The sequence below is a fragment of the Hyalangium minutum genome (genome assembly GCF_000737315.1).
Classification (GTDB): domain Bacteria; phylum Myxococcota; class Myxococcia; order Myxococcales; family Myxococcaceae; genus Hyalangium; species Hyalangium minutum.
Genome location: NZ_JMCB01000010.1, coordinates 183,349 through 209,198, shown reverse-complemented (window position 1 = coordinate 209,198; position 25,850 = coordinate 183,349). Strand labels below are relative to the sequence as shown.

The 25,850-nt window shown below is 67.1% G+C and carries 22 protein-coding genes; 12 read left to right on the top strand and 10 right to left on the bottom strand.

Annotated elements, in window-relative coordinates:
- Positions 1–24: 24 nt before the first annotated feature.
- Complete coding sequence (locus DB31_RS26020; protein WP_083968676.1) at positions 25–1,230, bottom strand: S8 family serine peptidase; 1,206 nt, start codon at positions 1,228–1,230, stop codon at positions 25–27.
- A 102-nt stretch (positions 1,231–1,332) separates the two neighbouring features.
- On the opposite strand from DB31_RS26020, the gene DB31_RS26015 reads away from it, so the two are divergent.
- On the top strand, positions 1,333–2,883 hold the full coding sequence (locus DB31_RS26015) for a M17 family metallopeptidase (RefSeq protein WP_240486892.1): 1,551 nt from the start codon (positions 1,333–1,335) through the stop codon (positions 2,881–2,883).
- 19 nt (positions 2,884–2,902) lie between these two features.
- Here the strand turns inward: DB31_RS26015 and DB31_RS26010 are convergent, their stop codons facing one another.
- The 5 genes from DB31_RS26010 to DB31_RS25990 form a co-directional block, all read right to left on the bottom strand.
- Entirely contained in the window at positions 2,903–4,108 is a 1,206-nt protein-coding gene (locus DB31_RS26010) for an ATP-grasp domain-containing protein (protein ID WP_044192411.1), read from the bottom strand.
- A 97-nt stretch (positions 4,109–4,205) separates the two neighbouring features.
- Complete coding sequence (locus tag DB31_RS26005; RefSeq protein WP_205628566.1) at positions 4,206–4,706, bottom strand: hypothetical protein; 501 nt, start codon at positions 4,704–4,706, stop codon at positions 4,206–4,208.
- A gap of 68 nt (positions 4,707–4,774) precedes the next feature.
- Positions 4,775–6,283: a two-component system sensor histidine kinase NtrB gene (locus DB31_RS26000; protein ID WP_052420238.1), complete on the bottom strand. Its 1,509-nt coding sequence runs from the start codon at positions 6,281–6,283 to the stop codon at positions 4,775–4,777.
- A 63-nt stretch (positions 6,284–6,346) separates the two neighbouring features.
- A complete protein-coding gene (locus DB31_RS25995; RefSeq protein WP_044192409.1) occupies positions 6,347–7,534 on the bottom strand; it encodes an FIST signal transduction protein in 1,188 nt (395 codons plus the stop codon).
- Positions 7,531–7,755, bottom strand: coding sequence for a hypothetical protein (locus DB31_RS25990; protein ID WP_044192407.1), 225 nt, complete (start codon positions 7,753–7,755; stop codon positions 7,531–7,533). Before DB31_RS25990 ends, DB31_RS25995 begins: the two co-directional genes overlap by 4 nt.
- Before the next feature lie 280 nt (positions 7,756–8,035).
- On the opposite strand from DB31_RS25990, the gene DB31_RS25985 reads away from it, so the two are divergent.
- Entirely contained in the window at positions 8,036–8,395 is a 360-nt protein-coding gene (locus tag DB31_RS25985; RefSeq protein ID WP_044192404.1) for a DUF1428 domain-containing protein, read from the top strand.
- 9 nt (positions 8,396–8,404) lie between these two features.
- On the opposite strand, the gene DB31_RS25980 is transcribed toward DB31_RS25985, so the two are convergent.
- Together DB31_RS25980 and DB31_RS25975 are read right to left on the bottom strand one after the other, a co-directional pair.
- Entirely contained in the window at positions 8,405–9,724 is a 1,320-nt protein-coding gene (locus DB31_RS25980) for a sensor histidine kinase (protein WP_044192402.1), read from the bottom strand.
- 231 nt (positions 9,725–9,955) lie between these two features.
- Positions 9,956–10,567, bottom strand: coding sequence for a hypothetical protein (locus DB31_RS25975; RefSeq protein WP_157232174.1), 612 nt, complete (start codon positions 10,565–10,567; stop codon positions 9,956–9,958).
- Between the two features lie 289 nt (positions 10,568–10,856).
- Here DB31_RS25975 and DB31_RS25970 point away from each other — a divergent pair, with 289 nt between their 5' ends.
- The 3 genes from DB31_RS25970 (at position 10,857) to DB31_RS25960 (ending at position 13,825) form a co-directional block, all read left to right on the top strand.
- Positions 10,857–12,806, top strand: a complete 1,950-nt coding sequence (locus DB31_RS25970) for a M20/M25/M40 family metallo-hydrolase (RefSeq protein WP_052420236.1) — start codon at positions 10,857–10,859, stop codon at positions 12,804–12,806.
- A 102-nt stretch (positions 12,807–12,908) separates the two neighbouring features.
- Positions 12,909–13,100 carry a hypothetical protein gene (locus DB31_RS25965; RefSeq protein ID WP_044192400.1) on the top strand — a complete coding sequence of 64 codons (192 nt, stop codon included), beginning with the start codon at positions 12,909–12,911 and terminating at the stop codon, positions 13,098–13,100.
- Positions 13,091–13,825, top strand: a complete 735-nt coding sequence (locus tag DB31_RS25960; RefSeq protein ID WP_044192398.1) for a zinc dependent phospholipase C family protein — start codon at positions 13,091–13,093, stop codon at positions 13,823–13,825. Before DB31_RS25965 ends, DB31_RS25960 begins: the two co-directional genes overlap by 10 nt.
- Here the strand turns inward: DB31_RS25960 and DB31_RS25955 are convergent.
- Positions 13,752–14,228 carry an SRPBCC family protein gene (locus tag DB31_RS25955; RefSeq protein WP_044192396.1) on the bottom strand — a complete coding sequence of 159 codons (477 nt, stop codon included), beginning with the start codon at positions 14,226–14,228 and terminating at the stop codon, positions 13,752–13,754. The two genes, DB31_RS25960 and DB31_RS25955, sit on opposite strands and share 74 nt — an antisense overlap.
- Before the next feature lie 22 nt (positions 14,229–14,250).
- Positions 14,251–14,604 (bottom strand): ArsR/SmtB family transcription factor, encoded by a 354-nt coding sequence (locus DB31_RS25950; protein ID WP_044192394.1) that lies wholly within the window; start codon positions 14,602–14,604, stop codon positions 14,251–14,253.
- Positions 14,605–14,755: 151 nt separating this feature from the next.
- On the opposite strand from DB31_RS25950, the gene DB31_RS25945 reads away from it, so the two are divergent.
- From DB31_RS25945 to DB31_RS25915, 7 genes are all read left to right on the top strand, one after another.
- Positions 14,756–16,960 carry a hypothetical protein gene (locus tag DB31_RS25945; RefSeq protein ID WP_044192392.1) on the top strand — a complete coding sequence of 735 codons (2,205 nt, stop codon included), beginning with the start codon at positions 14,756–14,758 and terminating at the stop codon, positions 16,958–16,960.
- Positions 16,957–17,949: a magnesium chelatase ATPase subunit I gene (locus DB31_RS25940; RefSeq protein ID WP_052420235.1), complete on the top strand. Its 993-nt coding sequence runs from the start codon at positions 16,957–16,959 to the stop codon at positions 17,947–17,949. The genes DB31_RS25945 and DB31_RS25940 overlap by 4 nt, the downstream gene beginning before the upstream one ends.
- Positions 17,900–19,825 carry a hypothetical protein gene (locus DB31_RS25935; RefSeq protein WP_157232173.1) on the top strand — a complete coding sequence of 642 codons (1,926 nt, stop codon included), beginning with the start codon at positions 17,900–17,902 and terminating at the stop codon, positions 19,823–19,825. Before DB31_RS25940 ends, DB31_RS25935 begins: the two co-directional genes overlap by 50 nt.
- On the top strand, positions 19,822–21,423 hold the full coding sequence (locus DB31_RS25930) for a hypothetical protein (protein WP_044192389.1): 1,602 nt from the start codon (positions 19,822–19,824) through the stop codon (positions 21,421–21,423). Before DB31_RS25935 ends, DB31_RS25930 begins: the two co-directional genes overlap by 4 nt.
- Before the next feature lie 301 nt (positions 21,424–21,724).
- Positions 21,725–23,875 (top strand): hypothetical protein, encoded by a 2,151-nt coding sequence (locus tag DB31_RS25925; protein WP_157232172.1) that lies wholly within the window; start codon positions 21,725–21,727, stop codon positions 23,873–23,875.
- 418 nt (positions 23,876–24,293) lie between these two features.
- Entirely contained in the window at positions 24,294–24,878 is a 585-nt protein-coding gene (locus DB31_RS25920) for a hypothetical protein (protein WP_240486891.1), read from the top strand.
- Positions 24,875–25,795, top strand: coding sequence for a type VI immunity family protein (locus DB31_RS25915; protein WP_044192382.1), 921 nt, complete (start codon positions 24,875–24,877; stop codon positions 25,793–25,795). Before DB31_RS25920 ends, DB31_RS25915 begins: the two co-directional genes overlap by 4 nt.
- Positions 25,796–25,850 lie beyond the last annotated feature (55 nt).

Below are 25,850 nucleotides of genomic sequence, written 5' to 3'. Positions count from 1 at the left end.
GCCTACCGGTGGGGTCTCTAGGTCCTACCGGCGACGTTCCGCCTCGGTGATGGCCGCTGCTGGCTGGACCACCCCCCAGCCCTGGCGCTCCACCGCCACGCTCGGAAGCCTCCGGGCCGTATCCACCAAGATTCGTTTGACCTCCCAGGGAGTCAGCCGGGGATTGGCCTCGAGCATCTGCCCGACGATGCTGGTGACGATGGGGGCGGCGAAGGAGGTGCCGTCCACGTGCTTGTAACTGCCTGAAATGACTTTCTGATCCTTTACCTTGGAGCCGATCAGCTGTCGGATGAGGTAGGGCTCGTCATCCTTGACCGAGTCCAGCTCACGGATGATGCCCGGGTGGGCGGCCAGGACCCTGCCCAGCTGGTCGTCCGGCGTCTTCTCCAGGAGTGCGAGCAGCTCGGCCTCCTGGGCGGTGGGGGTACCCGGGAGGATGGGGGCAACGACCCAGATGGCCGGGGCCATGACCTCGGGCTTCTGGAGCCCGTCGATGGTGGGGCCGAAGCAAGACCAGTAGGTGCCCATGCGGCCCAGGCGGGGGTCGCCGCGATCATCCAGGCCGCCCACGGTGATGACGGCGGGAGTGCTGGCCGGGGCGATCACGCGGTGGCGGCCATGGGCGGCGTTGCCCACGGCGCAGACGACGGTGATGCCCGCGCGGACGGCGTCCTCGGCGGCCTGGCAGATGGGATCCACGAGGTAGCTGGCCTCGTAGTCACCGCCGGCGGAGATGTTGAGCACGCGGATGCCGAGCTCGTCCTTGCGAGCGATGACCCAGCGGATGCCTCGGACGATGTCGTCGTGCTTCACGCGCGACAGGTGGCCCACCTTGACGAGCACCACGTCCATCTCGGGCGCCAGCGACTTGAACTTCCCATCCGAGAGGAACCCGTTCCCGGCGGCCACAGTGGACGTCATCATCCCGTGCCACATGGAGTTGTCCGGGGTGCTGATGAGCTCCAGTCCATACTGGTCGTTGATGAGATCGTAGTAGCGGCGGATGCGGCAGCGCGGCTGCATCAGGTCCGGGTGGGCGTAGAACCCGGAGTCGAGGAACGCCACGGTGACGCCTCGGCCCTGGTAGTGCGGGTTGATGTGGAGCCGGCTGGCGATGGGGAGGATCTCCTCCTTGGCGGGCTCTCCCTGCGGCCAGACGGTGGGGGGTTCCTGCTCGAGGAGGGGGCGCTCGCCGTAGATGGGGGCGGGATGCTTCACGGTGTCGGACATGTTTGTGATTCCAGGATGTACCGCGCATATACGGTCCTCTTCCACTGGTGCCCAGTGGATTCCTCGTCTCCTCTGGGGCCGAGCTATGGGATGGTGCCGCACGTGAATACACTCCCCGTGATTGAAGGTGCTGCGGAGGCCTCCGCGGCGGCGAAGGACTCGGACGCGCTGGTGGTGGTCGCCCCCGCGCCCTTGAGGACCTCTCTGGAGAAGCTGGGCCTGCCGGACGAGTGGCGGCGGGCGCTGGAGGCCGCCCTCTCGGTGGACCAGTCCCTGGCCGAGGGCAGCCCCGCGCCCACCGTGGTGGCGGTGCCCTCGGCGCCCGGAGGCCGGGTGGTCCTGGCGCCCACTGCGCCCATCGCCCACGACACGGATGACTGCCGCGTGCTGTCCGAGGCGGCCGCCACGGCCATCGCCCGGGCGGTGCAGGCGGGGGCCTCTCAGCCGCTGCTGGCGGTCGCGGTGCCGGACGGGGCTCGGTTCGCCCGGACGCTGGAGGTGTGTGCGCTCTCGGCGGTGGCCACCGCGTGGGAGCCGCTGGAGGCCCGGGAGTCTCCTGCCCGGAAGGCGCCTCCGGTGCGGCTGCGCAAGCTCTCGGTGCTGAACCTGTCCAGCGAGGCGGCCGCGCGGGCCAACGCGCTGGAGAAGGGCAGGGCGATGTGCCGCGATCTGGTGACGGGCGGTCCAGAGCGGCTCACCCCGCTGCGGTTCGCCGAGTACTGCGAGGCGGCCTTCAAGGGCACGGGCGTGAGGGTCGCGGTGCAGAAGGACGTGTCCGGCTATCCGCTGCTGGCGGCGGTGGCGCGGGCGTCGATGCGGGTGGAGCGTCACCGGCCCTGCGTGGTCTGCCTGGACTGGGTGCCGGAGGGGCACGTCACGCGCACGCTGTTGCTGGCGGGGAAGGGCGTCACCTATGACATGGGCGGCGCGGACCTGAAGACGAACGGCGGCATGGCCGGCATGTCTCGCGACAAGGGCGGTGCGGCGACGGTGGCGGGGCTGGTGCGGGTGCTGGCCGAGCGGAAGATCCCCGGCCTCCGGGTGATCGCGCTGCTGGGCATGGTGCGCAACAGCATCGGCGACGAGTCGTTCGTCTCGGACGAGATCATCCCGGCGCGCTCGGGCGTGCGGGTCCGCATTGGCAACACGGACGCGGAGGGCCGCCTGGTGCTGGCGGATCTGCTCGCGGCGCTCAAGGAGGGCGCGGATCCGGCCACGGCCACGCTGGTCTCGGTGGCGACGCTGACGGGCCATGTGTACCGGGCGTTCGGGCCCTACGTGGGCGCCATCGAGAACGGTCCGGCGCGGGCGCAGGGCTTCATCCGGACGCTGGCCGAGGCGGGCGAGCTGCTCGGGGAGCCGCTGGAGACGACGCGGCCTCGGCGCGAGGACTACCAGTTCGTGGCGCCCAAGGCCCCGACCGAGGACGTCTTGTCGAGCAACCGGCTGGCCAGCGTGGACACGGCGCGCGGGCACCAGGGGCCGTTTGCCTTCATCGACGTGGCGGCCGGGCTGAAGAACTCCCAGCTGCCGTTCGTGCACCTGGACATCTCGGGTGTCGTGGTGACGCCTCCGGACTGGCAGGCGGGCAAGCCGACCGGCTCACCCATCGCGGCCCTGGTGGAGGCGCTCGAGGCCCGGCAGCGGAGCTGAGCGCCGCTCCGCCCCTGGATTACGAGGTCGACTTCGACGGCGCGGGCAGGGAGGCGTGGAACTCCTGGGCGATGCGCTGCAGGTACTTCTCGAGCAGCTCCTCGACGCGCTCCGCCTTCGGGGCGCGCACGACGAGCCCGATGTGGTGCTTCTTCTTGAGCCGGTCGACGACCTCCGGCTCGTTGAAGGAGGAGGTGTCCGGGTACTCGTCGCGGGCGAGCGAGATGATGACGCCGCCGAACTCCTGGCGTGTCTGGGGCGGCTTGTAGGCGTAGCCCTCGCCTTCGATCTCCAGCTTGGCCCACTCGCTCCACAGGTTCACGCCGGTGGCGGCCTCGACCGTCTCCGCGATGTTCGCGCCGCCCACGCGGGCCGAGGTCTCGATGAAGTACGGCAGGCCGTCATCGCGGCCGATGATGAACTCGGTGTGTGAAGCGCCCCGGCGGAGCCCGAAGCCCTGGAGCACCTGGGCGTTCATCTCCGTGAGCATCTTCGCCTCCTTCGAGTCGCGGCGCTGCGTGCGCGTCATGTAGATGCCGCCCTCATGGGCCACCTCCAGCAGGGGACGTCCGTAGTGGCCGACCTCGGCGAAGACGATCTTGCCGTCCTGGGTGAGCGAGTCCACGTGGTACAGGTCGCCTGGGATCATCTGCTCCAAGACGTGGAAGGACTGGCGATCGCCCAGCTCGTGGAGGGTGGCCCAGGCCTCCTCGGCGGTCTTCAGCTTCTTGATGCCGACGGCGGAGGCCTCGGAGCGAGGCTTGATGAGCCAGGGGGCGGGAACCTCGGAGAGGAACTTCGCGACGTCCGCGTGGTGGAAGACCGAGGTGAAGCGGGGGACGCGGATGCCCAGCTCCTGGGCCTTCATGCGCATGGCGAGCTTGTCCCGGAAGAAGCGCGAGGCCGAGTCGCCCATGCCAGGGATGCGGAAGTGCTCGCGCAGGGCGGCGCCCACCTCCACGTCGAAGTCATCGAGGGCCACGATCCGATCGATGCGGCGCTCCCGGAACAGCCACGCGGCGCCGAGGAGCAGGGCATTGCGGTCCTCGAAAGAGGCCACGGAGTGGAACTCGTGGATGTACTGGCGGGCCCACTCCTCGTTCTTGAACTTGTCCGAAGTGATGAGGATGACGTAGCAACCCTCTTCATGGAGCCGCTGGAGGAAGCGGTTGCCCTTGAAGAAGCTGGCGAGGCACAGCACGGTGGGGCGAGGCGAGGAGCTCATGACCTGCTACCTCACTCCGCCCCCGGTCCGGAATCAACTCTTCAGCAGCAGCTGCTCGTAAAACCCTTTGTGAGCTGAGAAGCCCCAAAGGGAACGATCAGAATTGGATGCTCCAGGTGGGGTAGATGCCGCGAGCGCGAGCGAAGACCTCCGGCAGGGAGAGCTCGACATGGTGGCGCGTCAGCGTGTTGACAAACACGAATTTGAAGCGCTTCCCCAAATTCTGGGCAACAAGCAACTCAGCGGTGGAGAGCGAAAAAAAATAGCGCCGGAAGTCAGGTTGGACAGTGGACTTCCCCGTGGACTTGATCTCGTAGATGACAAGGTCGTCCAAGTGACGGCCAATATCTTCTGGATCCGTCAGGTCGATGGGCACCTTGATCTTCACCGCATCAAAGGCTTTCCCATAGATGACGAAGCCGGCCTGGGCGAACGCAATGAGTAGCGCTCGTCGCTGTGCTGCCGTGGGCAGGATGAACCCCTGGCCAGAATCGACCAGGATGGCTGCAGCCTTCCGCGCAGTCTGCTGACCTCCCGGTCTTTCTTGCGCGGCCTCTCGGAGCAACTCGGTTTCCTCGACGCCTCTCTTGTTCTTCATGCACGGAGCCCATTCATGGGTGCCAGCATAAGAGAAGTCACGCAGACCTCGCTTAGAGATGCATTTGCTCATCTGCTCAGAGGCAGGAAGACGCGGAAGGTGGTCCCCTGGCCCGGCTCGCTCTCCACGGTGATGCGCCCTCCCAGGGCCGTGACGATGCCGTGGCAGATGGACAGGCCCAGTCCTGTCCCTACTCCCACAGGCTTGGTAGTGAAGAACGGGTCGAACAGCCGGTGCAGGTTCTCCGGGGGGATGCCCACCCCCGTGTCCTTGACCTCCACCACCGCCCAGGAGCCCTCCTGCCGCGTGGTGAGGCGCACCTCGTTGGCGTTCACGTCACGGCCCTCGGGGATGGCTTGCGCGGCGTTGATGATGAGGTTCAGGAAGAGCTGCGCCAGCCGGGACTCGTTGGCCTGGAGGAGGGGAACCTCACCGTAGTTCTTCACCAGCTTCGCGCGGTGGCGGAGCTGGTTCCGGGCGATGCTCGCACACAGGTCCAGCACTCTGTGGATGTTCACCTGCCCGTGGCCCCCGTCGTCCCCTCGCGAGAACGTCTTGAGATCCCGCACGATGTCGCTCACCCGGTCGCCACCGGACAGCGTCTCCAGGAGCGCCTCTTCCAGCTCCAGCAGCCGCTTCCGGCTGGCCGGGTCCGAGTCCATGGCGACCGAGCGCAGCTCCTCCAGGACGAAGCGCACGTTGCTCTGCATGAAGGCGAGGGGATTGTTGATCTCGTGCGCCACGCCCGCCGCCAGCGTCCCCAGCGAGGCCATGCGGTCGGCGGTGCGCAGCTTCTGCTCCAGCTGCTTGCGTTCGGTGATGTCCCGCACGATTGACACCCGGACCCGCTGCCGCTCGAAGAGCATGGGGAACGTCACCACCTCGCCCAGCACCTTCCGCCCCGAGCGGTGCAGCCAGTGGACCTCCCGGGGCGTCCCCTCCGCCGAGGGATCCGTCAGCACGGGCGCGTCCTCCGGGACGATCAGCTCCTCGATCTTCCGGCCCTGAAGCTCCACCGCCTGCTCATAGCCGAGCAGCGTGGCCGCCGCCGGGTTGTTGAAGACGACGTTCCCCTCCCAATGGATGAATGTGGCGTCCGGTGAGCGCTCGATGATCGTTTGGAAGCGCTCCTCGTTCTCCTCGAGCCGCGCCCGGCTGCGGCCGAGCTGCTCCGCGATGTGGCGGAAGGCGTCGTCCAGCTTGACCAGCGCGTCTCCCTCACGCGGCTCGGCCCGCTGGGCGCCGGGGATTTGATCCACCAACTCCTGGATCTCCGCCGCCAGATGCCGGATGCGCCGCCCCAGGAAGAACTGGAGGATGAGCCCCATCCCTCCCGCGAGCACCAGCATCATCCCGGTGGTGCGCAGCACCCGCTCGCGGGCCTCGTGGACGCTGGTGCGCACATGCTCCGCCACGTCGTACTGGAGCCGGACGGCCTCCTCCTCGGCGCGGTGGGCCGCGAGCTCCGTCTCCTGCTTCAGCGAGAAGAGCCCGATGCCCACAGCCCAGAGCGTCAGGAGCAGCAGGGGGATGGGAACCCTCCTGAGCCAGCCCACGCTGGGACGAGGACGGCTCATGGGAGCATCCGGAGCAAAAGGGTCCTTGAACGCGCGGGCCCGAGGCCGCACATAGCGTTGGCCTCAGGCAAACAGGGTCAGGCTGAGCGACAGGTCTTGGTGCACGTTCCCAAGCCCCGGGATGTGTCCCTGCTCGCCGAAGGTACACAGCCCCAGCATGGGGACTCCGGGCAGCAGGCGCTGGAACGAGCGGAGCCCTTCATCAATGCGTGCCCCCAGCGCGCCCGCACACCCCGCGCAGAAGATGAGCGCCGCGCCCTTGACCTCTCGCACGGTCATCCCGCCCTGCGCCAGGGCCGAGTCGATCAGGTGCGCCACATCGCCCACGAGGGCCTCGGGGCTGCCGCTCATCAGGCAGACCTCGTCGCCCGGATCGATTCGTGCGAAGACCTCCACGGTTCCCTCGGCCGCGTGAATCTGGGCCGGATGGACCGTCACGTAGTGCTCCCGAGAACCCGCGGTCCTCCGCACCGCGATGGGACGCAGCGCCGTCTGAGCCAGGATGTTGCCTCCCGAGCGGACCTGACGATCGATGGCCCCGTCGAGCCACTGCCCCAACACTTGCGAGGCCGGCTGGCCGTCGAGCGTCTTCAACGTGCGCCCCTGCGTCCCCGTGGCTCGGGCCCGCGTGCCCGTGGCGGCGTAGGGCGTCGACAGCGAGGTGCCGAGCCGCACCTCTCCAAAGATGCCCAGGAGCGACAGACCCGAGGTGACGGGGCCCTGCTGTGTGAAGACGCTCCACTGCCCAGAGATCGTATGATCCGCGGCGCTCCCTCCCTGGCAGGGCACGCCTGGGCAGATGTTCGCGATGCCCTGGAGCATGTCCTCTTCCAGGCCCGGTGAGGCGTTGAACAGGATCATCTTCGGTTGCCTGCCGCCGGCCTGCTGCACCAGTTCCCGGGCTGCGGCCTCTCCTGCCTTGCGCCCATCGGCCTCCTGAGAAGAGGAGGTGAAGGCGGTTCCCGGTTCGCCGCCCAGGAGCATGACCGCGACCGCGCCGCTGCCCGGGTTGCGCACGCCATCCGGTGTGAGGATGCCCAGGGAGGTGGTGACGCCGTGCAGGGCCACGCCCTCGAGGACTTCTTGGAAGGCGGCATGCACCTGTGCGGCATCGTGATCCACCGTGCAGGTGATGTAGGCCGCCTGCGGGAGCACCCTGCCCAGTTGGGCCCGCGCCTGCAGGACCGCCGACTGAACCGCTGGCCGGATATCCGGGTGATCTCCGACTCCGACTCCGATCGAGAGCGTCATGTCCTCTCCTCCGCGAGAAAGCGTTCGAGCTCCTGAATCTCCTGGGAGGAGAGGAGCTCGGGAAGTGCTTGTTGGACCCGATCCAGAGTCCCCGGCGTCTCCGGATCCTCGGGACGGAAGGCGCGGACGTTCACGCCGCTCATCATCATGAGGCGGGCAACGCCGAAGCCGGTCTTCCTCCGCTCGATGAAGCGCGTGATCAAGCAGATCCGGTTGGTCATCGGAAAGCTCAGGTCATGGAACAGAGCGGGTAGGGCGCGAGAGACGCCGTGAGGACTGTGACACGGTATTCGGCTTCGAGCATCGGTAGTCCCCCCACGTCATGGTCTGTCACCCAGCGCGGGCTCGAGGCTCGGCGAGGTGGGGGAGATCCTAGCTCAGGCTCGCCCAGAAGAGGCAGCGCCGCAGTGAGCGTTCGGGGCTGTTCACTCGCCAGCACAAAGACTTGAGCGCCTGCCCGCTCTGGGACAGGGTCGCCTCTCCACTGACAGGGGAGGATTCATGAGATACGTCGATGGCTTCGTCGTGCCTGTGCCCAAGAAGAACGTGCAGGCCTATCGCCGCCTGGCCCAGAAGGCGGGGAAGATCTGGAAGGAGTACGGTGCGCTCGAGTACATCGAGTGTGTCGCCGACGACGTGAAGCCGGGCAAGCGCACGTCGTTCCCGCAGAGCGTCAAGCTCAAGGCGGACGAAGTCGTCGTGTTCTCGTGGATCGTCTACAAGTCGCGCGCGCAGCGGGACCGCATCAACAAGCAGGTCATGAAGGACCCGCGCCTGTCCGCGATGATGGACCCCAAGAAAACCCCCTTCGATAGCAAGCGGATGATCTACGGCGGCTTCAAGTCGATCGTCGAGCTCTGAGCCACCGGGCTACGCGGCCACGGCCCGCAGCGGGCTGGCATGTCCCGGAGTGCCGCGGGCCACGCGCGGCAGGTGGAGGGTGAAGCACGAGCCTCGGCCGGGCTCGCTCTCCACCTCGATGCGGCCGCCCTGGCCGGTGACGATGCCATGGGCCACCGCCAGCCCCAGCCCCAGCCCCATGCCCGGCGGCTTGGTGGTGAAGAACGGCTGAAACAGGTTGCGCAGCGTGTCCGGCGTCATTCCCGTCCCCGTGTCGCGGATCTCCACCCGCACCTCGTCGCCCACCCGGCGCGTGGACAGCCGCACCGTGCCCACCGAGCCCGTCGCCTGCCCGGCATTGATCAGCAGGTTCACCATCACCTGGACGATCTGCCGCGACCGGCCCACCACCGTGCCCACCTCGCCCAGCTGCACCTGCACCTCGCAGTGGTTGAGCTGGTTCTGGGCGATGCGCAGCGCCGCCTTGGCCTCCGCGTTCAGGTCGTACTCGGAAGGCACCTCCGCATCGCCCCGCGCGAAGTGCCTCAGGTCCGACACGATCGCGTTCACCCGCCGGATGCCCTCCATCGTCGCTGGCAGCACCTCCTCCTGGTACTCCTTCAGCAGATCGGGCGGGAGCGGGTGCTGCTGCTGGAGATCCTTCGCCAGCGCGTGGATGTTGCTGGTGACGAACGCCATCGGGTTGTTGATCTCGTGCGCCACGCCCGCGGCCATCATGCCCAGGCTGGAGAGCTTCTCCTGCTCGAAGGCCCGCTCGTGCAGCAGCCGCAGCCGCCCCTGCGCCTGGGTTAGCTGCTCGCGCTGCTGGATGATGTGCTCCAGCGACTGTTGCAGCAGCTCCGCCCGCTTCTCCGTCAACAGGAAGACCAGCACCGCGATGAGCGTGAAGGCCACGGGCTGGTGCGGCTCACAGCCCGTCAGCAGCGCCACCGTGTCCATGATCGCCAGATAGACGGCGGCCCGGATGCGGCTCCCTTTCTCCATCCCGTAGATCCACAGCATGGCGAAGGGAACGTAGATCCACAGCAACAGGCTCCACCCCGTGACGACCCCTGTCGCCGACAGGCTCGACACGTTGATGAACATCCGGATCCACTCTGTCGAGGCCTGCGAGAGCCGGAGGCGGATGAAACGCGACAGCAGGATGTTGGCGAGGATGCGCACGGAGTTCAGCGTGAAGACCCAGGCCATCGTCCGCCACTCGCCCACGAACTGAAGGGTGATCGCGACGGAGAGCGTGAGGCTCCCCTTCATCATCAGGGGATGCAGCCCTCGGACGACCTGCTCGGGATCCAGCACCTGGGGAGTCTTCGCCGGGGACGCGCTCATGGATGTGCTCCAGAACCAGAGAGGGCATGGCCCGGAGACCAGGGCCAGTCCGACACGGTGGGTAGACACTCCGCCCGAGGTGCTGCTCCCAGGAGGCGCCCCCCACCGCCGGGGGCTCAAATGGTAATGGAGCGCGGCTTGCCCGGCCCTCGCTGTCTCACGCGGGTTCAGTGGGAGACAATGAGCTGCCCCAGAGGATGAGGACTGGAGGCACGCTCTCCACGCCAGGGCTCAGTCGTCCGTGTCCCAGAGGTGGTGGTAGGGCTGGCCCGCAGGGATGGTCTCTCCGTCGATCACGCGATCCTCGCTCGAGATGCTCCACACGTCGGGGGCATCCAGGGGCTTGTTGTCGGTGTCTCCCGCGCAGGCCGCGACGAGCCGGCAGTCTGGACACGTTCCGTGGAGCCCCACCTCGGCGGCCACGGCCGAGGGAACATCCCTGAGCGTGAGCGGGCGTGCGTTCTGGAACTTGAACAGGTCCACGCCGACACCCATCGCCCCGGCCACGCGCTGGGCGTCCTTGCCGCTGCGCTGCTCCAGCGGGCCCTCGCCCACGAAGTAGGCGTAGCGGTTGCCGCGCTCCACGAGGGGGCCGAGCTGCTCGCCCAGCGGGGGCTCGCTGCCGCGAGGGCTGTTCTGGGTGACCATGAAGGCCGTGAAGATGGCCTTGAGGTTCCTCTTGCACTCCGGGACTTGGGTTTTCCCGTAGCCCAAGCACGAGCAGGAGAGGCACAAGAGCCCCAGCAGCCAGAGGGGAGGGCGCCGCTGCTGGCGCGGAACGGACACACTGAGCGGACGCCAAGGCAGCTCGAACGGACGCGGGGACTGTAGACAATTCACCATGAAGAAGCCTCCGTGGGGGATGGCTGGGAGCAAGTGTCATGCCCGTTCTCTTCAGGGATTGTCCGAGCGCACGTGGCCTCGAAGTTCGTTGCTACACCAGCAAAACGAGGCAGGGGTATGAAACGCGCTACCCAGGCGTGAAAACAAATCCATGTGGTTTCTGGTGCTCCATACGGGACTTTCATTAAGGTCCAGAATTGGCGCAATCACCCTGCCTTCCCGCCATTCACGGAAAGCAGGTTCGAGGAATCCCCCACGAAGCAGTCCCAGCGCCGAGGAGAAGCCGCGTATGACCCTGAGGAAATCCGTTCCGATCATCGCTTGTCTCGCCTGTGCCGCTCCCGCGTTCGCCCAGGCTCCGCAGCAAGGCAAGTTGGACAAGGTGCAAGAGAAGAGGGTGTGGATCACCATCGGCTCGGACGCGCTGCCCACGGTGCGCGAGGCCTTCACGGGCCAGGGCCTGGCGCTGGCCACCCCGCTCAAGGAGAAGGGGGGTGTGTCGGCGCTGAACATTCCCGAGTCGCAGATCGACCAGATCGCCGGGGTGATGCACTCGAAGCTCAACCGCTGCGCGGGCTTCAAGACCTTTGACTCCGAGGCCGAGGCCCTGAAGGAGGTGGACATCGCCAACAGCCCGCCGCCGCCGTCGCTGCTGGCCACCTCCTACTTCATCAACAACGGCCCGTCGGTGAACGCGATGCTGAGCGGAGTGCAGGAGCTCAACATCCGCAACACCATCAACTCGCTGTCCACCAACTTCACCACGCGCCGCTACAACGTGCAGGCGGGCGCGGACGCGGCCAACTGGCTGAAGAGCCAGTGGACGACGATCGCCAACGGGCGTTCGGACATCTCCGTGGCGCTCTTCACGCATACGTGGACGCAGCCGTCCGTGATTGCCACCATCACCGGAACCACGCTGCCCAACGAGGTGGTGGTGATCGGCGGCCACCTGGACTCCATCAACCAGAGCAGCAGCACGGGCGCCGCTCCGGGCGCGGATGACGACGCCTCGGGCGTGGCCTCGCTCACCGAGGCTTTCCGCGTGGCCGTGGCCAACGGCTACAAGCCGGCGCGCACGGTGAAGTTCATGGCCTATGCCGCCGAGGAGGTGGGCCTGAACGGCTCGGCCGCCATCGCCAACTCGTTCAAGAGCGCCGGGACGAACGTGGTGGGCGTGTTGCAGCTGGACATGACCAACTACAAGGGCTCCCAATACGAGTTCGCCATGGTGACGGACAACACCAACGCCACGCTGAACAACTTCACCGTCAGCCTCATCAACACCTACCAGCCGGATTTGGGCGGCACCAAGATCACCAACATCACCTGCGGCTACGGCTGCTCGGATCACGCCTCTTGGACCAGCGCGGGCTACCCGTCCACGATGCCCTTCGAGGCAACGATGACCACGGACAACCCGCAGATCCACACCACGGGCGACACCCTGACCTTCATGGGCGGCACCGCGAACAACTCGGTGAAGTTCGCCAAGTTGGCGGTGTCCTTCCTGGGCGAGCTGGCCAAGGGCGCGACGACGGGCAACACCCCGCCGCCGACGGATGACGGGACTCCTCCCACGACGTGCACGCCGGTGACGCTCTCCAACGGCGTGACGGTGTCGGGTATCTCCGTGGCCGCGAACGCCTGGACGTGCGCGTACACCCTGGCGGTGCCGACGGGCGCCAGCAACCTGACGTTCAACCTGAGCGGCGGCACGGGTGACGCGGACCTGTACGTGAAGGCCGGCGCCGAGCCGACCAGCACCGTGTACGACTGTCGCTCGGAAGTGAACGGCAACACGGAGACCTGCACCATCGCCACCCCGACCGCCGGCACCTATTACGTGAAGCTCCTCGGCTACTCGGCCGCCTCGGGCGTGAGCCTGAAGGGTTCGTACACCACGGGCAGCAGTGGCAACGTGCTGGCCAACGGCGTGGAGACGGCTCCTTACGGGGGCGCCACGGGCGCGATGACCTGCTACACGCTGAGCGTGCCGAGCGGGAAGACCTCGCTGGTCTTCAACCAGGTGGGCAAGACGGGCACCACGGGCGACGCGGACCTGTTCGTGAAGCAGGGCTCGGCTCCGACGACCAGCAGCTACACCTGCCGTCCGTACCTGAGCGGCAGCACGGAGACGTGCACCATCAGCAGCCCGGCGGCGGGCACCTGGTACGCCTGCTCGCGCGGCTACAGCACCTACACCAACGTGACGATGAAGGGCACGTACTCGCCTTGATCTGAAGCGTCTCTGAAGTCCGGATGCCCGGGAGCCTCATGGCCCCCGGGCGTCTTCGTTTTTGCCCCTGCTCTCGTGGACTCCTCATTAGGATCCTGGGGCATGTCCCAGCCTGAGCCTGCTTCGGAGTCCGATCTGCGCGAGACCCTCGAGGCGCTGGAACTGCCCCCTGAGAGCCTGCGCTCGTGGTTCGAGGACGTGAAAGGCTTTTGCCACCAGCACGGCGGCCGCCCTCGCTACGCCCAACTTCTGGAGCTGATGGAGGAGTGCCTGGAGCAGCTCCCATGCGACTGAACGGGCAGCTCCTCGTCCTGGAGATGGCCGTGCGTGAGCTCGATGCTCCGCGGGTTCGCCGCTACCGCAAGGCGCTCATCCTCGGTGCCCTGCGGGAGGATGTCTTCTTTGTCCCGGGGGTGCGCGTCGTCTTCGAGCACCTCTCGCTGAGCCACTTCTACGGCCCGGGCCTGCCGGGAGGGTTCCTGCCCTTCCTGTGGCCGGGCGCTCGTTGGAAGACCGAGCGGTTCTTCTCCAGAGCCGTCGCTCTCTATCGTCAGGGCCGGGTGCCTGCGGCGTTCCTCGAGCTGGGCCGCGCCTGCCATGTGCTGACGGACATGGCCTGTCCCGTCCACGTGCACCGGGTCGCCCACGAGAGCGATCCCTATGAGTGGTACGTCGACGCGCACATGGAGCAGCTGGCCACGCTGCGTGTTCCGAGCGCCCCTCAGGCGCAGCGCCCTTCGGAGCTGGTCGAGGGGCTGGCCCGCTTCACGCAGCAGTTCACTCCGGATCGCACTCACAACCTGCTCGGACGCTGGTTGATGAAGCGGGGACTCCGGAAGCCGGTGCCTCGCCACGAGCTGGCGGAGCAGGCCGAGCGGATCATCCCCATGGCGGCCAGCCATGTCGCGGGCCTGCTGCGCCTGTTCCTGCACGCGACGGACGCGCTTACGCCGTCTCCAGCCACTCTCCGAGCCGATCCAGCGTCTGGTTTCCGCCCTCGATGGCGCCGTGCTCCCTGATGACCTTGTCGCGCGCCGCAGCTGTCGGGAAGACCGAGCGCATGGTCAGCTCCGTCTTCTGGCCCTTGTCGGCGAAGGTCACCGTCACCCGGAAGTGGGGAGGGTTCCCGTCATCGGCGTCGTGGTCGTAGACGAGCCGCTCGGGCTTCACGACCTCCAGGTAGACGATCCTGTTCGGGTAGTTGCCGTGCTCGGCGGAGTGCATCATGTAGCGCCACACACCGCCTGGCCGCACGTCCATCTCGAACGTCTGGTTCGTGAAGCCTCGCGGGCCCCACCAGCGATCCACGTGCTTCGGATCCGTCCAGGCCTTGAACACCCGCTCTCGCGGCGCGTTGAAGACGCGCGTGATGATGATCTCGCGATCGGCGGTGCTCGACACTTCAGGGGTGGTGGCGTGCATGGCAGCTCCCTCGGGCGTTGACTCACTTCTTCTGGTCGTCATGGTCCTCTTCCTCCTCCTGCATCTCTTGTAGGTACTCGTCGAGCCGGTCGAAGCTCTCTTCCCAGGCGCGGCGGAAGTGCTCCGTCCAGTCCGCCACCGCTTTGAGAGGCGCCGCTTGCAGCCGGCAGGGACGCCGCTGCGCATCCCGGCCCCGTGTGATCAGCCCCGCGCGCTCCAGCACCTTCAGGTGCTTGGAGATGGCCGGCAGGCTCATGTCGAACGGCTCCGCCAGCTCCAGGACCGAGGCCTCTCCTCGAGAGAGGCGCGCCAGGATCGCCCGCCGCGTGGGGTCGGCCAGGGCCGAGAAGGTGAGATCGAGCTGCGCAGAGGCCATATATAACCAACCGGTTTATTAACTTGATGGTTAAATAGAGCCCCGGCTGAGGGAAGTCAAGCGGTCATGGATGCGGTGGTCCTGAGCGCCGTGCGTGATCAGGAGGGGCGGCTACGGGCCGCTGTGGTAAGCGCCAGGGGGGAGGGGAGCGATGCTGCCTTGGCGTTCACTCAAGGGGCTGTGCCTGGTGGCACTCGGGTTGGTGTCCTGGGTGGCCTGGTCCGCCCCGGAGGACAAGCCCACCTTGGAGATCCTGGGTGCGCACACCACCGAGGGCGTGAAGCTGCCCCTCGCGACGCCCACGCTGGATCAGGTGCTGCGGATTCAGTCCACCACCACCGCTGCCGTGGAGTCGCTGAAGGTCGTTGTCACTCCGCTCCGGGACGCCAATGGACAGCTCTGGTTCGTCCAGTGGGATCTCGGCGGCAAGGGCCAGGACACCGCGGTGCCCGTGCCGGCGTTCGGGAGCGTGTCGCTGACGCTGAGGGCGCAGCTGCCCGCGGCGGGCACGTACTCGGGAGATCTCTTTCTGATCCATGGAGACGCGCCCATGCGCGTGCCTCTCTCCGTGGTGCGCGGCCTTCGGCCCCTGCCCGTCGTGGTGAAGAATCTGCTCCCGGTAGAGGGGACGACGGCACTGTGGGGGGACAGTGAGGCCTCCGTTGCGGCCACACTCGAGCTGACCTCGGGCCCGGAGCTCACCGTCGTGCCCCGCGTGGTCGGCATGAGCCAGGTTCGGAAGGATGCCCTGCAGTTCCAGGCGCCCGTGGAGGTGAAGAGCCCCGAGAACATCCCCTTGAAGGAGGGCGCTCCCACGGAGGCCCGGATCGTGCTGAAGGGGTTGGCGGGAGCAGGGGAGTACAAGGGGACGCTGCTCTTCAGCAGTGAGGGCTCGCAGGCGGTGGAGCAGGAGGTCCGCGTGTTCCTCAAGGAGCCGTGGTTCTTGGCCTTCGGTTGGATCGGCCTGGGCATCGGCCTGTCCATGTTTCTGCGCTGGGTCGTTCAGCGCGTTCAGCCTCGCCTGGAGCTTCAGCACGGTGTGCTCCTGCTTCGCCGGGAGCTGGAGCAGGCGGCTCAGGCCTTGGACCCGCTCGAGCCCCAGGAGCGACGGGTGCTCCTCGGCGTCCTGAACGAGGCGGACCGGATGAACGCGCGGATCGCGGCGGGCTCACTCAAGGCCGCGGAGGCAGGCACGCGCCAACTCGTGCTTCAAGCGAAGTGCGACTTGTGGGCCGTGTGGGTGGGGATCCGGCGGCAGGTCCGTGAGGTCCGCCCCTACACCTTGCAAGAGACCTTTGCCCAGTTGCTCTCCGTGGCGGAGAGCCGGCTGCTCGACTCCCAGGCTCAGGCCGAGGAACTCGGCAAGGCCCGCGGCGAGCTGATGCAGGTCCCTCAGCAGATCGCCGACGCCGTGCGCAGCGAGCTGAAGACCGCCATCCGGGAGCTGCTGGCCGAGGTGCAGGTGAGCCATGGTTCTCCGGATGGGTCGATGCTGGAGCGGGAGGTGACCCCGCATCTGGAGACAGCGCTGAGGCATGTGGTCGCCAACGAGCCCCGGGAGGCCTTTGAGGCCTACGACCGGGCCCGCCGCGCCTACCTTCCGCTGCTCGTGCGACAGCTGGACTCCCAGCTCTCCGAGCAGGCACCCCTGGGGTTTTCGGAGAACCCCTGGAAGGCGCTGCGCAAGCGGGTGCGAGCCGAACTGGCCACGGTCGAGCAGGCCGTGAACATGGACGCGGCCTTCGCGGCCTACACGCGGGCGCGCCGGCTGTTCCTCGAGGAAGGCGCCCATGCGCTGCTGGCCGAGTTCCCGCGCCATCGGAAGACCATCGACGAGGACCCCGAACTCAATACGAAGGACCGCGAGGCGCTCAAAGCGGAACTCGAGAAGCTGGAGCCCTTGCTCCAGGACGTTGTGCGCAATGCCCCAGGGGGCAAGCTCACCGAGGCCACCGCAACCTTCGAGACGGTCCGGGAGAGGCTTCAGGAAGTGCTCACCCCCGCGGGGGACCGCTCCAAGCCCGTAATGGCACGGCCCACGTTGTTGACGCTCGCGGCCTCCGCGCCCACGTTCGCCATCGGAGCGCCTGCGGGGGGCATCGGGCCCATCACGGGGCCGCTGGATCTTCAGTCTGTCACCGGGTGGCGGTGGAAGATCGAGCTGGCGGTTTCTGTGTTCCTGGCGCTCATCGCGGGGCTGGTGGGCCTCATGACCCTGTGGGCCAATGACCTGACCTGGGGCGGCTGGACCGCGCACATCACGGCCTTCTTCTGGGGGCTCGGGATCCACCAGGCGACTTTCAGCACCCTCGCCGGTCTGGCGGAGGGTATCGTGGGGAAGAGGGAACCCTCATGACGGGCAAGTTTCAGAGAGCGGGCAAGAAGCGAGCTGCGGCTCGGTCCGCGCCGCCTCGGTCTCCTCCGCAGATGCCGTACAGCGCCATCGTCGGGCAGGCCCAGGTCAAGCGGGCGCTGGAGCTGTGCTTCGTGGAGCCTCGCATGGGCGGCGTGCTGCTCAGCGGAGAGCGCGGTACGGGCAAGACGACTGCGGTCCGTGCCTTCGCTCGCATGGCCATGGGGGAGAAGGATCAGCCCCTGGTGAACCTGCCCATCAACGCCACCGAGGATCGGGTGGTGGGGGGCTGGCGCATCAAGGATCTGATCGATGGGAAGACCGTCTTCCAGAAGGGCCTGCTGGAGGAGTCGCACGGCGGGCTGCTCTACGTGGACGAGGTCAACCTGTTGGACGACCACATCGTCAACATCATCCTGGACGTCACCTCCACGGGAGTCCTGGTGGTGCAGCGCGAGGGGCTGAACAAGACGGAGGACGTCCAGTTCGTCCTCGTGGGCACGATGAACCCCGAGGAAGGCACGCTCCGGCCGCAGCTGCTGGACCGCTTCGGGCTGATGGTGACCGTGAAGGCGGAGACGGAGCCGGAGGTGCGAGGGCAGATCCTCGAGCGGGTGCTGGGCATGGAGGACGCGGCGCAACGGCGCGCGGCGGAGCAGGAGGATGGGACCTGCCGCAAGCGGCTCCTTCAAGCCCGGGAGCGGCTGCCGAAGGTGGAGCTGCCGCGAGCGCTGGCGGACGCGTGCATCCGCGCGGCCAAGGCGCTCTCCGTGGAGGGACACCGCGGCGAGCTGGTGATGGCCCGAGCGGCACGGGCACTGGCGGCAATCGAGGGCCGGAGCGTGGTCTCGGCCGAGGACATCCAGAGGGTGGCTCCGCTGGCGCTGGCGCACCGGCGCAAGCATGGTTCGCAGCGGGAAGCCGCCGCTTGGAGCGAGGTGGATGACGCGCTCGTCGACAAGGCCCTCGGGATTGCTCCCGGCACCGCTTGAGCGGCTGCTCGAGTGCGCGAGCCTTCGCGAGGACCTGGGGAACCTGGTCCTCTATGACGCTCCCGCGCCGCTGCTGGAGCAGGTGGCGGAGGCGTGGCTCGGAAACCTGGCGCTGCTCGGGGTGCGCGCGCGCCAGGTGCAGCTGGGGCCTTGGACGACAGAGGAGGATCTCTGGGGGCTGGATGACTCGCTGCCGAAGGAGTGGCGGCGCCCCGGGCTGCTGGACTCCGCCGCGCCCCGGCTGGTGGTGATCCCAGATCTGGCCCGGCTGTCGCTGGCGGCGCTGCGTGCGTGCGTGAGCTGGATGGGCGCGGAGCACGTCTCCGTCGAGCGGGTGGGGCAGGTGCGCCGCTTCCGGCCGCAATGCTACTGGCTGGCAGGCTGCGCCCTGGCGGAGGTGGGCGAGGTCTCGCCACACCTGCTCGATCGGTTTGCCCTGCGCGTCCGCGCCCCCTCCATGCCGGGGAATGCAACGGAGGTGCTCCTGCGAGCCCTGGAGCCCGAGCCGCGCAAGCCGTCTCGGAAGAAGGCGGGCTTGGACGTTCTGAAGTCCTCGCGGCTGAGACGTGCGGCCCAGGTGCAGGTCCAGATGACGGCCGAGGCCCGAGCCGCGATCCTCCAGCGGTTTCCTCCCATGTCCGGTGCAGGCCACCGGGGGCTGCTGACCCTCGGGAGGATGGCGTCGGCGCTGGCGCAGCTCACGGCTGCGGCGGCGGAGACGGCCCGTGGGCTGCCCGTGGAGCTTCGAGCGGCGCAGGTCCAGGAGGCCGCGCGGCTGCTGCAGCTCCCAGCGCCCGTGGAGGAGGCGGCCCCAGCCCCGAAGCCATCCGAGCTCCCCAGTGCCCCGAGTTCGCCTCTGCCGGGCGGAGAGGAAGTGCAGCCGCTCGTTGGCGCTGTCCCTCCGCTTCTGGAGCCGCCTCCGGTCATCGAGCCCGAGGAGAGTTCTCTTCCCTCGGTGACCGTGGTGCCTGCCCAGGTATCTCCCGCGGAGGCCCTGCCCTCCGCCGCGCTTCCTCCGCTGGAGGTGGAGCGGACCACGCTGATCCAGCGGGAGCACGCGCCGCTGCGGCTGCCCTCCGCTCAGGGAGGCGTGAGCGCCACAGGCCGAGGCGCTGTCATCGGCGTGCAGCCCGCCAGGGACATGCAGGATCTGGCCATCGTGAGCAGCCTGCTGGCTGCGGCCCCATACCAGCGTCTCCGCCGGAGGAAGTCCCGCTCGCGGCGAAGGGGCCTGCTGCTGACGCGCTCGGACCTGCGCGCGTACCGGCGGGCGACTGTGCCTCAGCACCTGCTGGCGCTGGTCCTGGACTTCACGAGCCTGACGGAGGGCTGGCAGCAGGCGCTCATGCCGTACCTGTCCGAGGCCTACGTGGAGCGGGCCCAGGTCTGCGTCATCCAGGTGGGGGCACGCGGGGACGGCAGTGCGCAGGAGGAGAGCGAGCTGCGGGCGCGGAGGGTCATGGGGCGTAACCTGCTCGTGCCCGCGGTGGCTCGCGCCCTGGAGGCCGAGCCGGGGCAGGCCACGCCGCTGGCGGATGGGCTCGATCTGGCCTTGGCCACGTTGCGGCGTGCGCTTCGCGTGGGGCGAGCGGCCGCACACCATGCGTGGCTCGTCGTGGTCACAGATGGACGGGGCAACATCCCGCTGAAGGCGAGCCAGACAGGAGAACTCCAGCCGCCCGTGGGCCGCCAGGGTGTGGAGGATGCGCTCCGGGTCGCCGCGCAGCTGCGAGGGATGCGGCAGGTGGCGGCGGTGGTGCTGAGGCCGCCGCTGGCGAGCCTGAAGGATCTGCCCGTGCAGCTCGCGGATGCCCTGGGCGCGAGGCTGGTGGACTTCGGGCCGCCGGAGCAGGCGGAGGGAGGCGCGCCCCCATGAGCACGGGAATGAGCCTGATCCAGAACGCCATCTCCCGGCCTGCAGTCTCAGTGGCGCCGCCGAAGAGCAGTGCGTCCGTGGGCGTGCGCACCCGGGTGGAGGTGGTGGTGCTGGCCTCTGCGGGAGCGCCCGCGGCGGTGGAGCCCGAGAAGGGGCGCTTCCACCTCGCGCCTGGAAACACGTTCAGCGTGCGAGTGCTCTTGTCGCCTGCGGGCCAGGACGAGGCCGGCGCGGTGGAGCTCACCGAGGCCGAGCCCCTCTCGCTGGTGTGGGATGGCGCACCGGGCATCCAGGTGCAGCGCGAGGCAGCGAGCGTTGTGCTCTCGGAGCTTGAGAGCCGCCAGTCCACACGGGAGTTCTGGCTGAAGACGGAGCCCGGCGCGGCAGGTGTGCAGGGCCGGCTGAGCCTGCACCGTGGCTCGCTGGGCACGCAGGAGGTGCGGGCGCTCGAGCTCCATGTCGCGGCCGAATTGGCTGCGGTGTGGAGCCTGTCCGAGGAGCTGCGGGAGAAGGTCCGGGTGGACCTGGACACGGCCCCGAAGGACCCAGAGGCCACGGCCTTCCTCCACATCGAGTCGACGGACCAGCAGCTGCGGCTGCACTGGTTCCCCGTGAAGGCGGGCTCAAGCGGGAAGCTCGTGGTGCCAGAGCCCTCTCGGAACCTGCTGGACCCGCTGGGGAAGCCGAACACGGAGAAGATCTTCGACAACGTGAGGACCTTCTTCCGTCGCACGTGCGGACAGCTGCGGGGATGGCTGGAGGAGCGGGTGAAAGCGCGGAAGGAGGTCACCCTCATCATCCAGGAGTGCGCAGAGACCCGCGTGCCCTGGGAGATGCTGGAGCTGCCCTCCCAGAAGGAGCAGTCGCTCGCGCTCGAGCCCATTCCCATCGGTGCGCTGATCAAGGTGGTGCGGTGGTTGAGGACGGTGGACGCCATCGAGGGAGAGGAGATCCCGCTGCGGCTGGAACGCAAGGATTGGTCTGGCCATGCCATGTCCTACGTGGCAGCCGCTGAGCTGAAGCACGCGGAGCAGGAGCTGAAGGCGTTGAAGGGATGTCATGAGCCCTTCGATGACGTCGAGACGTTGGGGAAGGGTCTGCGCAAGGTGTCCAAGCCGTTGGCGATGCTGTTTGTTGCCAGCCACGGCCAGCTCCAGGAAGGCGAGCCGGATCCGAATGCTTCCGAGCCTGCGCTCACGCGGATCGCCCGGAACCTTCCGATGTATCCCCAGCATGCTCGGCCGCTGGCCTTCATCAACGCGTGCCACTCCGGTCTGCTGCAGCGGGATGACCTGGGGATCGCGGGTCTGCCGGAGAAGTTCCTGGGCACGTTCGCGGGTGCGTATCTGGGAGTGATGGGGCGGATCGACGAGAGCATCGCGGCCGCCATCGGCGCGCGCATTCTGGAGGCGGCCAAGGGGAAGGACGGGGTCTGCATTCCAGAACTGCTGCGCCAGGTGCGCAAGGAGGCCTTCGAGAAGCTGGACGCGAGTGACAATGCGTCTCGGCGAGCCTACGTGTACAAGTTCATGTACGTCTTCTATGGGACGCCGGAGGCCTACCTGAAGCTGGAGCCTGCGGGAGGCTCGAATGGCTAGCGAGCCCATCTCCATCGAGCCGGTGGTCTCCTACCCGCGGACGGCCCGGCCCGGGGAGCGTCACTACCTCACGGTGGACCTGCAGCACCGGCACCCACCGGAGAGGTGGCCCTACGGACAGGAGGAACTGGCGCTCACCTGTCTCATCAATACCTCGCTCTTTACGCATGAGCCTCTGGGGGACCAGAGCATCGTGCTGCACCGCTTTGGAGGCAGCTACGGCCCGGCGGCCTTCCTGCTCACGGCGAAGGATCCGCTCCAGAAAGGAACGATCACCCTCCACTTCGTGAACCGTCATGGGATGACGGTCCACACGGTGGTGCTGCGAGACATCGAGATCGCAGCCAAGCCCGCCCCTGTCGAACTGCCCACCCTGCAGATTCCGATCAGGACTCAGGCGCCGGACGAGCCTTCAGAGGTCCCAGACGCCGGTCTGATCTTCGAGGACACCATCTCGCAGGACCTGCGCAAGCGGATCCGGAAGGTCGTGGCGGACTTCCAAAAGTACCTCGTCCGGAATGGAATCTTGGAGGGCGGGATTGCACCGCTCCTGGTTCATGGCTCCACCGACAATCCAGGGGTCTTCTGGTTCGACAGTCCAGAGATCACCTGGTTCGACCGTCGTGAGCTTGGGCCTCCGCTGATGTACGGCAGCCTCCTCTTGGAGGACACCCTGCTGCGCCAGTACGCGCATCATGTCCTGATGCCCGAGTCGCTGGGGACCACCGAGACGCTTGCCGCTGTGGAGTCCGGTCTCGCGGACTATCTGGTGTGCAGTTACAAGAATGACCCGCGTTTTGGCGTCAAAGAGGCCGAGCTTCCTGGCTACCCGACACCGTTCCGGCACCTAGACAACCGGTTGAGGTTCGCTCAGCGGCGGGACTCGACGATTCCGGAACTTGGGGAGGTCTGGGGAGCGGTTTTCTGGGAACTGCGCCAGCACTTCGGCGCTCAGGTCATTGATCAGCTCGTGACGCAGGCTTGGCGCGAGACAGAGGGGGACTTTCCGAGAACTCTCTTGCGGAGAATGGCCCGGCGGAGCTTCGAGAAGTTCGAGAAGACCTGGGAGATTCTCCTGGCTCGCGGCGCAGTGGAGGGAAGGGATCACCAGCACCTGCTTCTTGATGCGATACAACCCTTGGAACTCTCGCTTCCTCCGCTCTCCATCGAGCGGAAGGAGGCTCGAGTCATTCTCGACCGCCTCATCAGTGCGAACGTGCCCATCCTTCATGTGGTGGGCTACCACGGCCAGGCCAGTGCCACGCTCTTGAGGAGCGTTGGGCTGCACGGGGAGCGACACAATGTGCCCATGCAGTTCTTCCTGTTCGATGTTCCCTCACGGCTCCCCCAGGAACTGGATCCGCATGACTTTCTGAAGTTCTTCGCGTCCCGTATCAAACGGGTGGAGCAGGAGGGGAGGAGCAGGCTGCCCGAGACGATGGTCGTTGTGGGTATCTGCAACTTTCATCGGCTTCATGCTTGGAGGATGCCGGGCGAGCAGCCCCCTCTTACGCTTGCGCTGAACCCCATGACGATTCTTTCCCTGCAGGAAGACCTCACAAACAGTGGGGCCCGTCTCTTACTTGCATGTCGGCCAGATACGCCTCGCTCTCCCCATGCGGATGAAGTGAGGCTTGGGGACCTGGATGAGCAAGAGGTGCTGTCTCTCCGCAGGATGTACGGAGTGCGGCTCTCGGAGGAGGGAGTGCAGGAGTTCCTCCTCTGGACGGGAGGAAGTCTCCACCTGGCGGAGATGGCGCTCCAGGGCGCACGCCAGCAGGAGTGGTCCCTGGAGGATCTCATGCGCTTCGAGAGTGAAGCGTGGTTTCGGATCTTCGATCCGGAGATGGCCAGGGTTCGTCAGTGGCTCAGTGAGCAAGCCCCTGTGGTGACAGAGGTTCTGCAGGAACTCGGCAAGGGATACTCGTTGGCTCTCAGCCACGAGTATGCACCGCTTCTCATGGGGCAGGGACTCATTTGCCGGACGAAGCCCGACGCGTATGTGCTTCGCACGCCGCTCTACAAGCGAGTGCTCCATCCCAACCTGATTGCCCGGATGCCGCGTGAGCATCGGGATCGGACACGGGGGCGGCCGTGGGAACTGGTGGGGTGGAGGCTGGGTGCGACCGAGAAGAGAGGCATCCGGCTCGTCCTTCAATCCCACGACGCGAAGAGAGCGCCGCTCCCCCAGTCCGTGCGCTTCCTGCTGACTCCCGAAATTCAGAAGACCGTGCGCTCAACCCATGGACGGGCGATCGCGGACTTCTTCGTGAGTGCCTCGTTCGGTTCCATCACAGCTTACGCGGAGCTGGAGCTCGAAGGGGAGCAGTACCAGCTCAGCCTTCCCTTGGATGACATCTCCAGTCTTCCAGAACTGGACCTTCCGAGCCTTCCCGAGGCGCCCCCCGAAAGTCCGCACGAGGGGAAAATCCGCCGGAAAAAGCGCAGGTAATAAAAACTCCGGATGGCGTCTCGGGTGTGGATCTCATCCTGAGCAACCTCCAGCGGGGAGTCCCCCTCGGGGTCACCGGCAGGTGGGTGGTGGGCTCGCCTCTTGTGGCTTCGGCCTTGTCCACGCGTGGGCGAGCGGTTGACGTGAGCGCCAGGGTCCCCTTTGATTCCTCCCATCCATGCTCCGCTCCCGCCGAACCGTGCGCTGGACGCTCGTACACCTGTGGATGGCCTGTGCTGTCCTCGCAGCCTGTGCCACCCCCCAACGCTCCTCGCGCAGGGACTTGCGCCTCGACTCGGAGACGGCCGCAAAGATGACCCATGCCTCCGCCGTCATCGCGGGGGGGAGCTCCGCAGCCCCCACCACCACTGCGGCCGTAGCCTCCATCCTCGGCCGGTCTGTCCCCGCACTGCTTGCCTTGCTTGAGAACGACAACGCAGTAGGTGAGCTCGAGGAACAGCTCGTCGAGTGCGCCAGGCTGGCCGAGCGCCAGGTCAACTCCCAGTTCTTCGGCAACCGCTCCCCCACCCGCCAAGAGTGCGGCGAGGAGGTGTTCGCCGACGGCTGCGCCGTCCCCATCTCCCGCGCCATGTACCTGGGAGAGCTGAAACATACCGTTGCCTTCCAATGCGCTCAGCAGGTGCTTGAGCAGCTCTGGCCTGCCCCCTTCAGCATCCAGCAGCGCTACCGCTACTACCCCAACGCGAAGTTCCTCGAGCCCGTCAGCAAGCAAGAGGTGGCGCGCCTGATCGCTCAAGGCTGCACCCGTGAACTGTGGCGCACCATCGAGCCTGACATCGTCCTTCATGTCGACCGCAGCAGCTTGCTGCGGTCCGTACTCACCCTGGACTTCAAGTTTCCCTGTCCTGAGACCAATGAGCCGCGATGGACGCGTTATCGAGAGGACAGCGCCTATTTCGGCCGCACCCAGGGTGAAATCTACAAGGAGGCGCTTGGGGGGGAAGCCTGGATTATTTCGCCACAAGGGGGCATGGCTCGATGAGGGAGAGCATTCCCGTCATCCGCCTGCGGAGCAAGTACGGCAGGTCGGTGGCCCGCGATGGCGTCGTTCTCTGCTTCTTCATGCGCAGCTCACACCACGAGGTGGCCCCCGCCGTGTGGCGGGCCCTGCAGGCTTACCGCCGTGCCACCCCCCCACAGTCGCTGGCTTGGTACGGCTCGGACGATGGCGACACCCTCCCGCTCGATGACAAGGGCTGGGCGCACATCCGCTGGCAAATCCTTGAGCGCAAGGGGGCTGCCGCCTGCTATGTCGATCTCGAGGAGGATGCGAGCGAAGTGGGCGGTTACCACTTCGAGTACCGGGGCCGGCAGCTCGATGATCCGAACTTCTCTCACGACGAGAGTTGGACCAGTGGGGTGTCTTTTACCTTTCCCACCGAGTACCTCATGGAGCGCGGCCCAGGCCATCTGCGCACCCTGGTCCTGGAACTCGCACGCGAGCTGCCCTTCAGCTTCGGCTACGCCAGCCTCGCCGTCATCTCTCCCCATGGCATGTGGTACGCCGCCCGCTGGGAGCTCCTCCCACTCCTCTCTCGCTACCTGGGCCTGGATCTCTACCACCTCGAAGACACGAGCCGGGTCATCGGCACCCGTGCCCGAGGCGCCTACTGGCTTACCTTCCTGGGCCAGCCCCTGCTCGGCCAGCTCGGTGGCCCCGAGGCCCTGCACCAGAAGCTCCCCTTCCCGGATGTCTCCTTCCAGCCCCTCGACGGCGATCGCCTGCTGATCACCCTCACCGAGTGGCCTGAGACCATCGACACTGAGAAGAAGTTCTACCCGGCCCAATATCGCGAGTTGGCGCTGCTGCTCGAGCCCTTCTTCTTAGAGGAGCGCACCGGCTGGTTCTCTCTCGACAAAGAACCGTTGCGCCGCTGGATGCGCAGGCTCTGCCAATAGTCAGTCAGAGCGCACGTCGCCTCGCCTACCCTCACGCTTCGTTCCGCGGGAGGAC

Bases quoted from the DNA above. Each gene is read 5' to 3' on its own strand.
- DB31_RS26020 (WP_083968676.1), bottom strand. From the start codon at position 1,230: ATGTCCGACACCGTGAAGCATCCCGCCCCCATCTACGGCGAGCGCCCC.
- DB31_RS26010 (WP_044192411.1), bottom strand. From the start codon at position 4,108: ATGAGCTCCTCGCCTCGCCCCACCGTGCTGTGCCTCGCCAGCTTCTTC.
- DB31_RS26005 (WP_205628566.1), bottom strand. From the start codon at position 4,706: ATGAAGAACAAGAGAGGCGTCGAGGAAACCGAGTTGCTCCGAGAGGCC.
- DB31_RS26000 (WP_052420238.1), bottom strand. From the start codon at position 6,283: ATGAGCCGTCCTCGTCCCAGCGTGGGCTGGCTCAGGAGGGTTCCCATC.
- DB31_RS25995 (WP_044192409.1), bottom strand. From the start codon at position 7,534: ATGACGCTCTCGATCGGAGTCGGAGTCGGAGATCACCCGGATATCCGG.
- DB31_RS25990 (WP_044192407.1), bottom strand. From the start codon at position 7,755: ATGACCAACCGGATCTGCTTGATCACGCGCTTCATCGAGCGGAGGAAG.
- DB31_RS25985 (WP_044192404.1), top strand. From the start codon at position 8,036: ATGAGATACGTCGATGGCTTCGTCGTGCCTGTGCCCAAGAAGAACGTG.
- DB31_RS25980 (WP_044192402.1), bottom strand. From the start codon at position 9,724: ATGAGCGCGTCCCCGGCGAAGACTCCCCAGGTGCTGGATCCCGAGCAG.
- DB31_RS25975 (WP_157232174.1), bottom strand. From the start codon at position 10,567: ATGGTGAATTGTCTACAGTCCCCGCGTCCGTTCGAGCTGCCTTGGCGT.
- DB31_RS25970 (WP_052420236.1), top strand. From the start codon at position 10,857: ATGACCCTGAGGAAATCCGTTCCGATCATCGCTTGTCTCGCCTGTGCC.
- DB31_RS25965 (WP_044192400.1), top strand. From the start codon at position 12,909: ATGTCCCAGCCTGAGCCTGCTTCGGAGTCCGATCTGCGCGAGACCCTC.
- DB31_RS25960 (WP_044192398.1), top strand. From the start codon at position 13,091: ATGCGACTGAACGGGCAGCTCCTCGTCCTGGAGATGGCCGTGCGTGAG.
- DB31_RS25955 (WP_044192396.1), bottom strand. From the start codon at position 14,228: ATGCACGCCACCACCCCTGAAGTGTCGAGCACCGCCGATCGCGAGATC.
- DB31_RS25950 (WP_044192394.1), bottom strand. From the start codon at position 14,604: ATGGCCTCTGCGCAGCTCGATCTCACCTTCTCGGCCCTGGCCGACCCC.
- DB31_RS25945 (WP_044192392.1), top strand. From the start codon at position 14,756: ATGCTGCCTTGGCGTTCACTCAAGGGGCTGTGCCTGGTGGCACTCGGG.
- DB31_RS25940 (WP_052420235.1), top strand. From the start codon at position 16,957: ATGACGGGCAAGTTTCAGAGAGCGGGCAAGAAGCGAGCTGCGGCTCGG.
- DB31_RS25935 (WP_157232173.1), top strand. From the start codon at position 17,900: ATGACGCGCTCGTCGACAAGGCCCTCGGGATTGCTCCCGGCACCGCTT.
- DB31_RS25930 (WP_044192389.1), top strand. From the start codon at position 19,822: ATGAGCACGGGAATGAGCCTGATCCAGAACGCCATCTCCCGGCCTGCA.
- DB31_RS25925 (WP_157232172.1), top strand. From the start codon at position 21,725: ATGACGGTCCACACGGTGGTGCTGCGAGACATCGAGATCGCAGCCAAG.
- DB31_RS25915 (WP_044192382.1), top strand. From the start codon at position 24,875: ATGAGGGAGAGCATTCCCGTCATCCGCCTGCGGAGCAAGTACGGCAGG.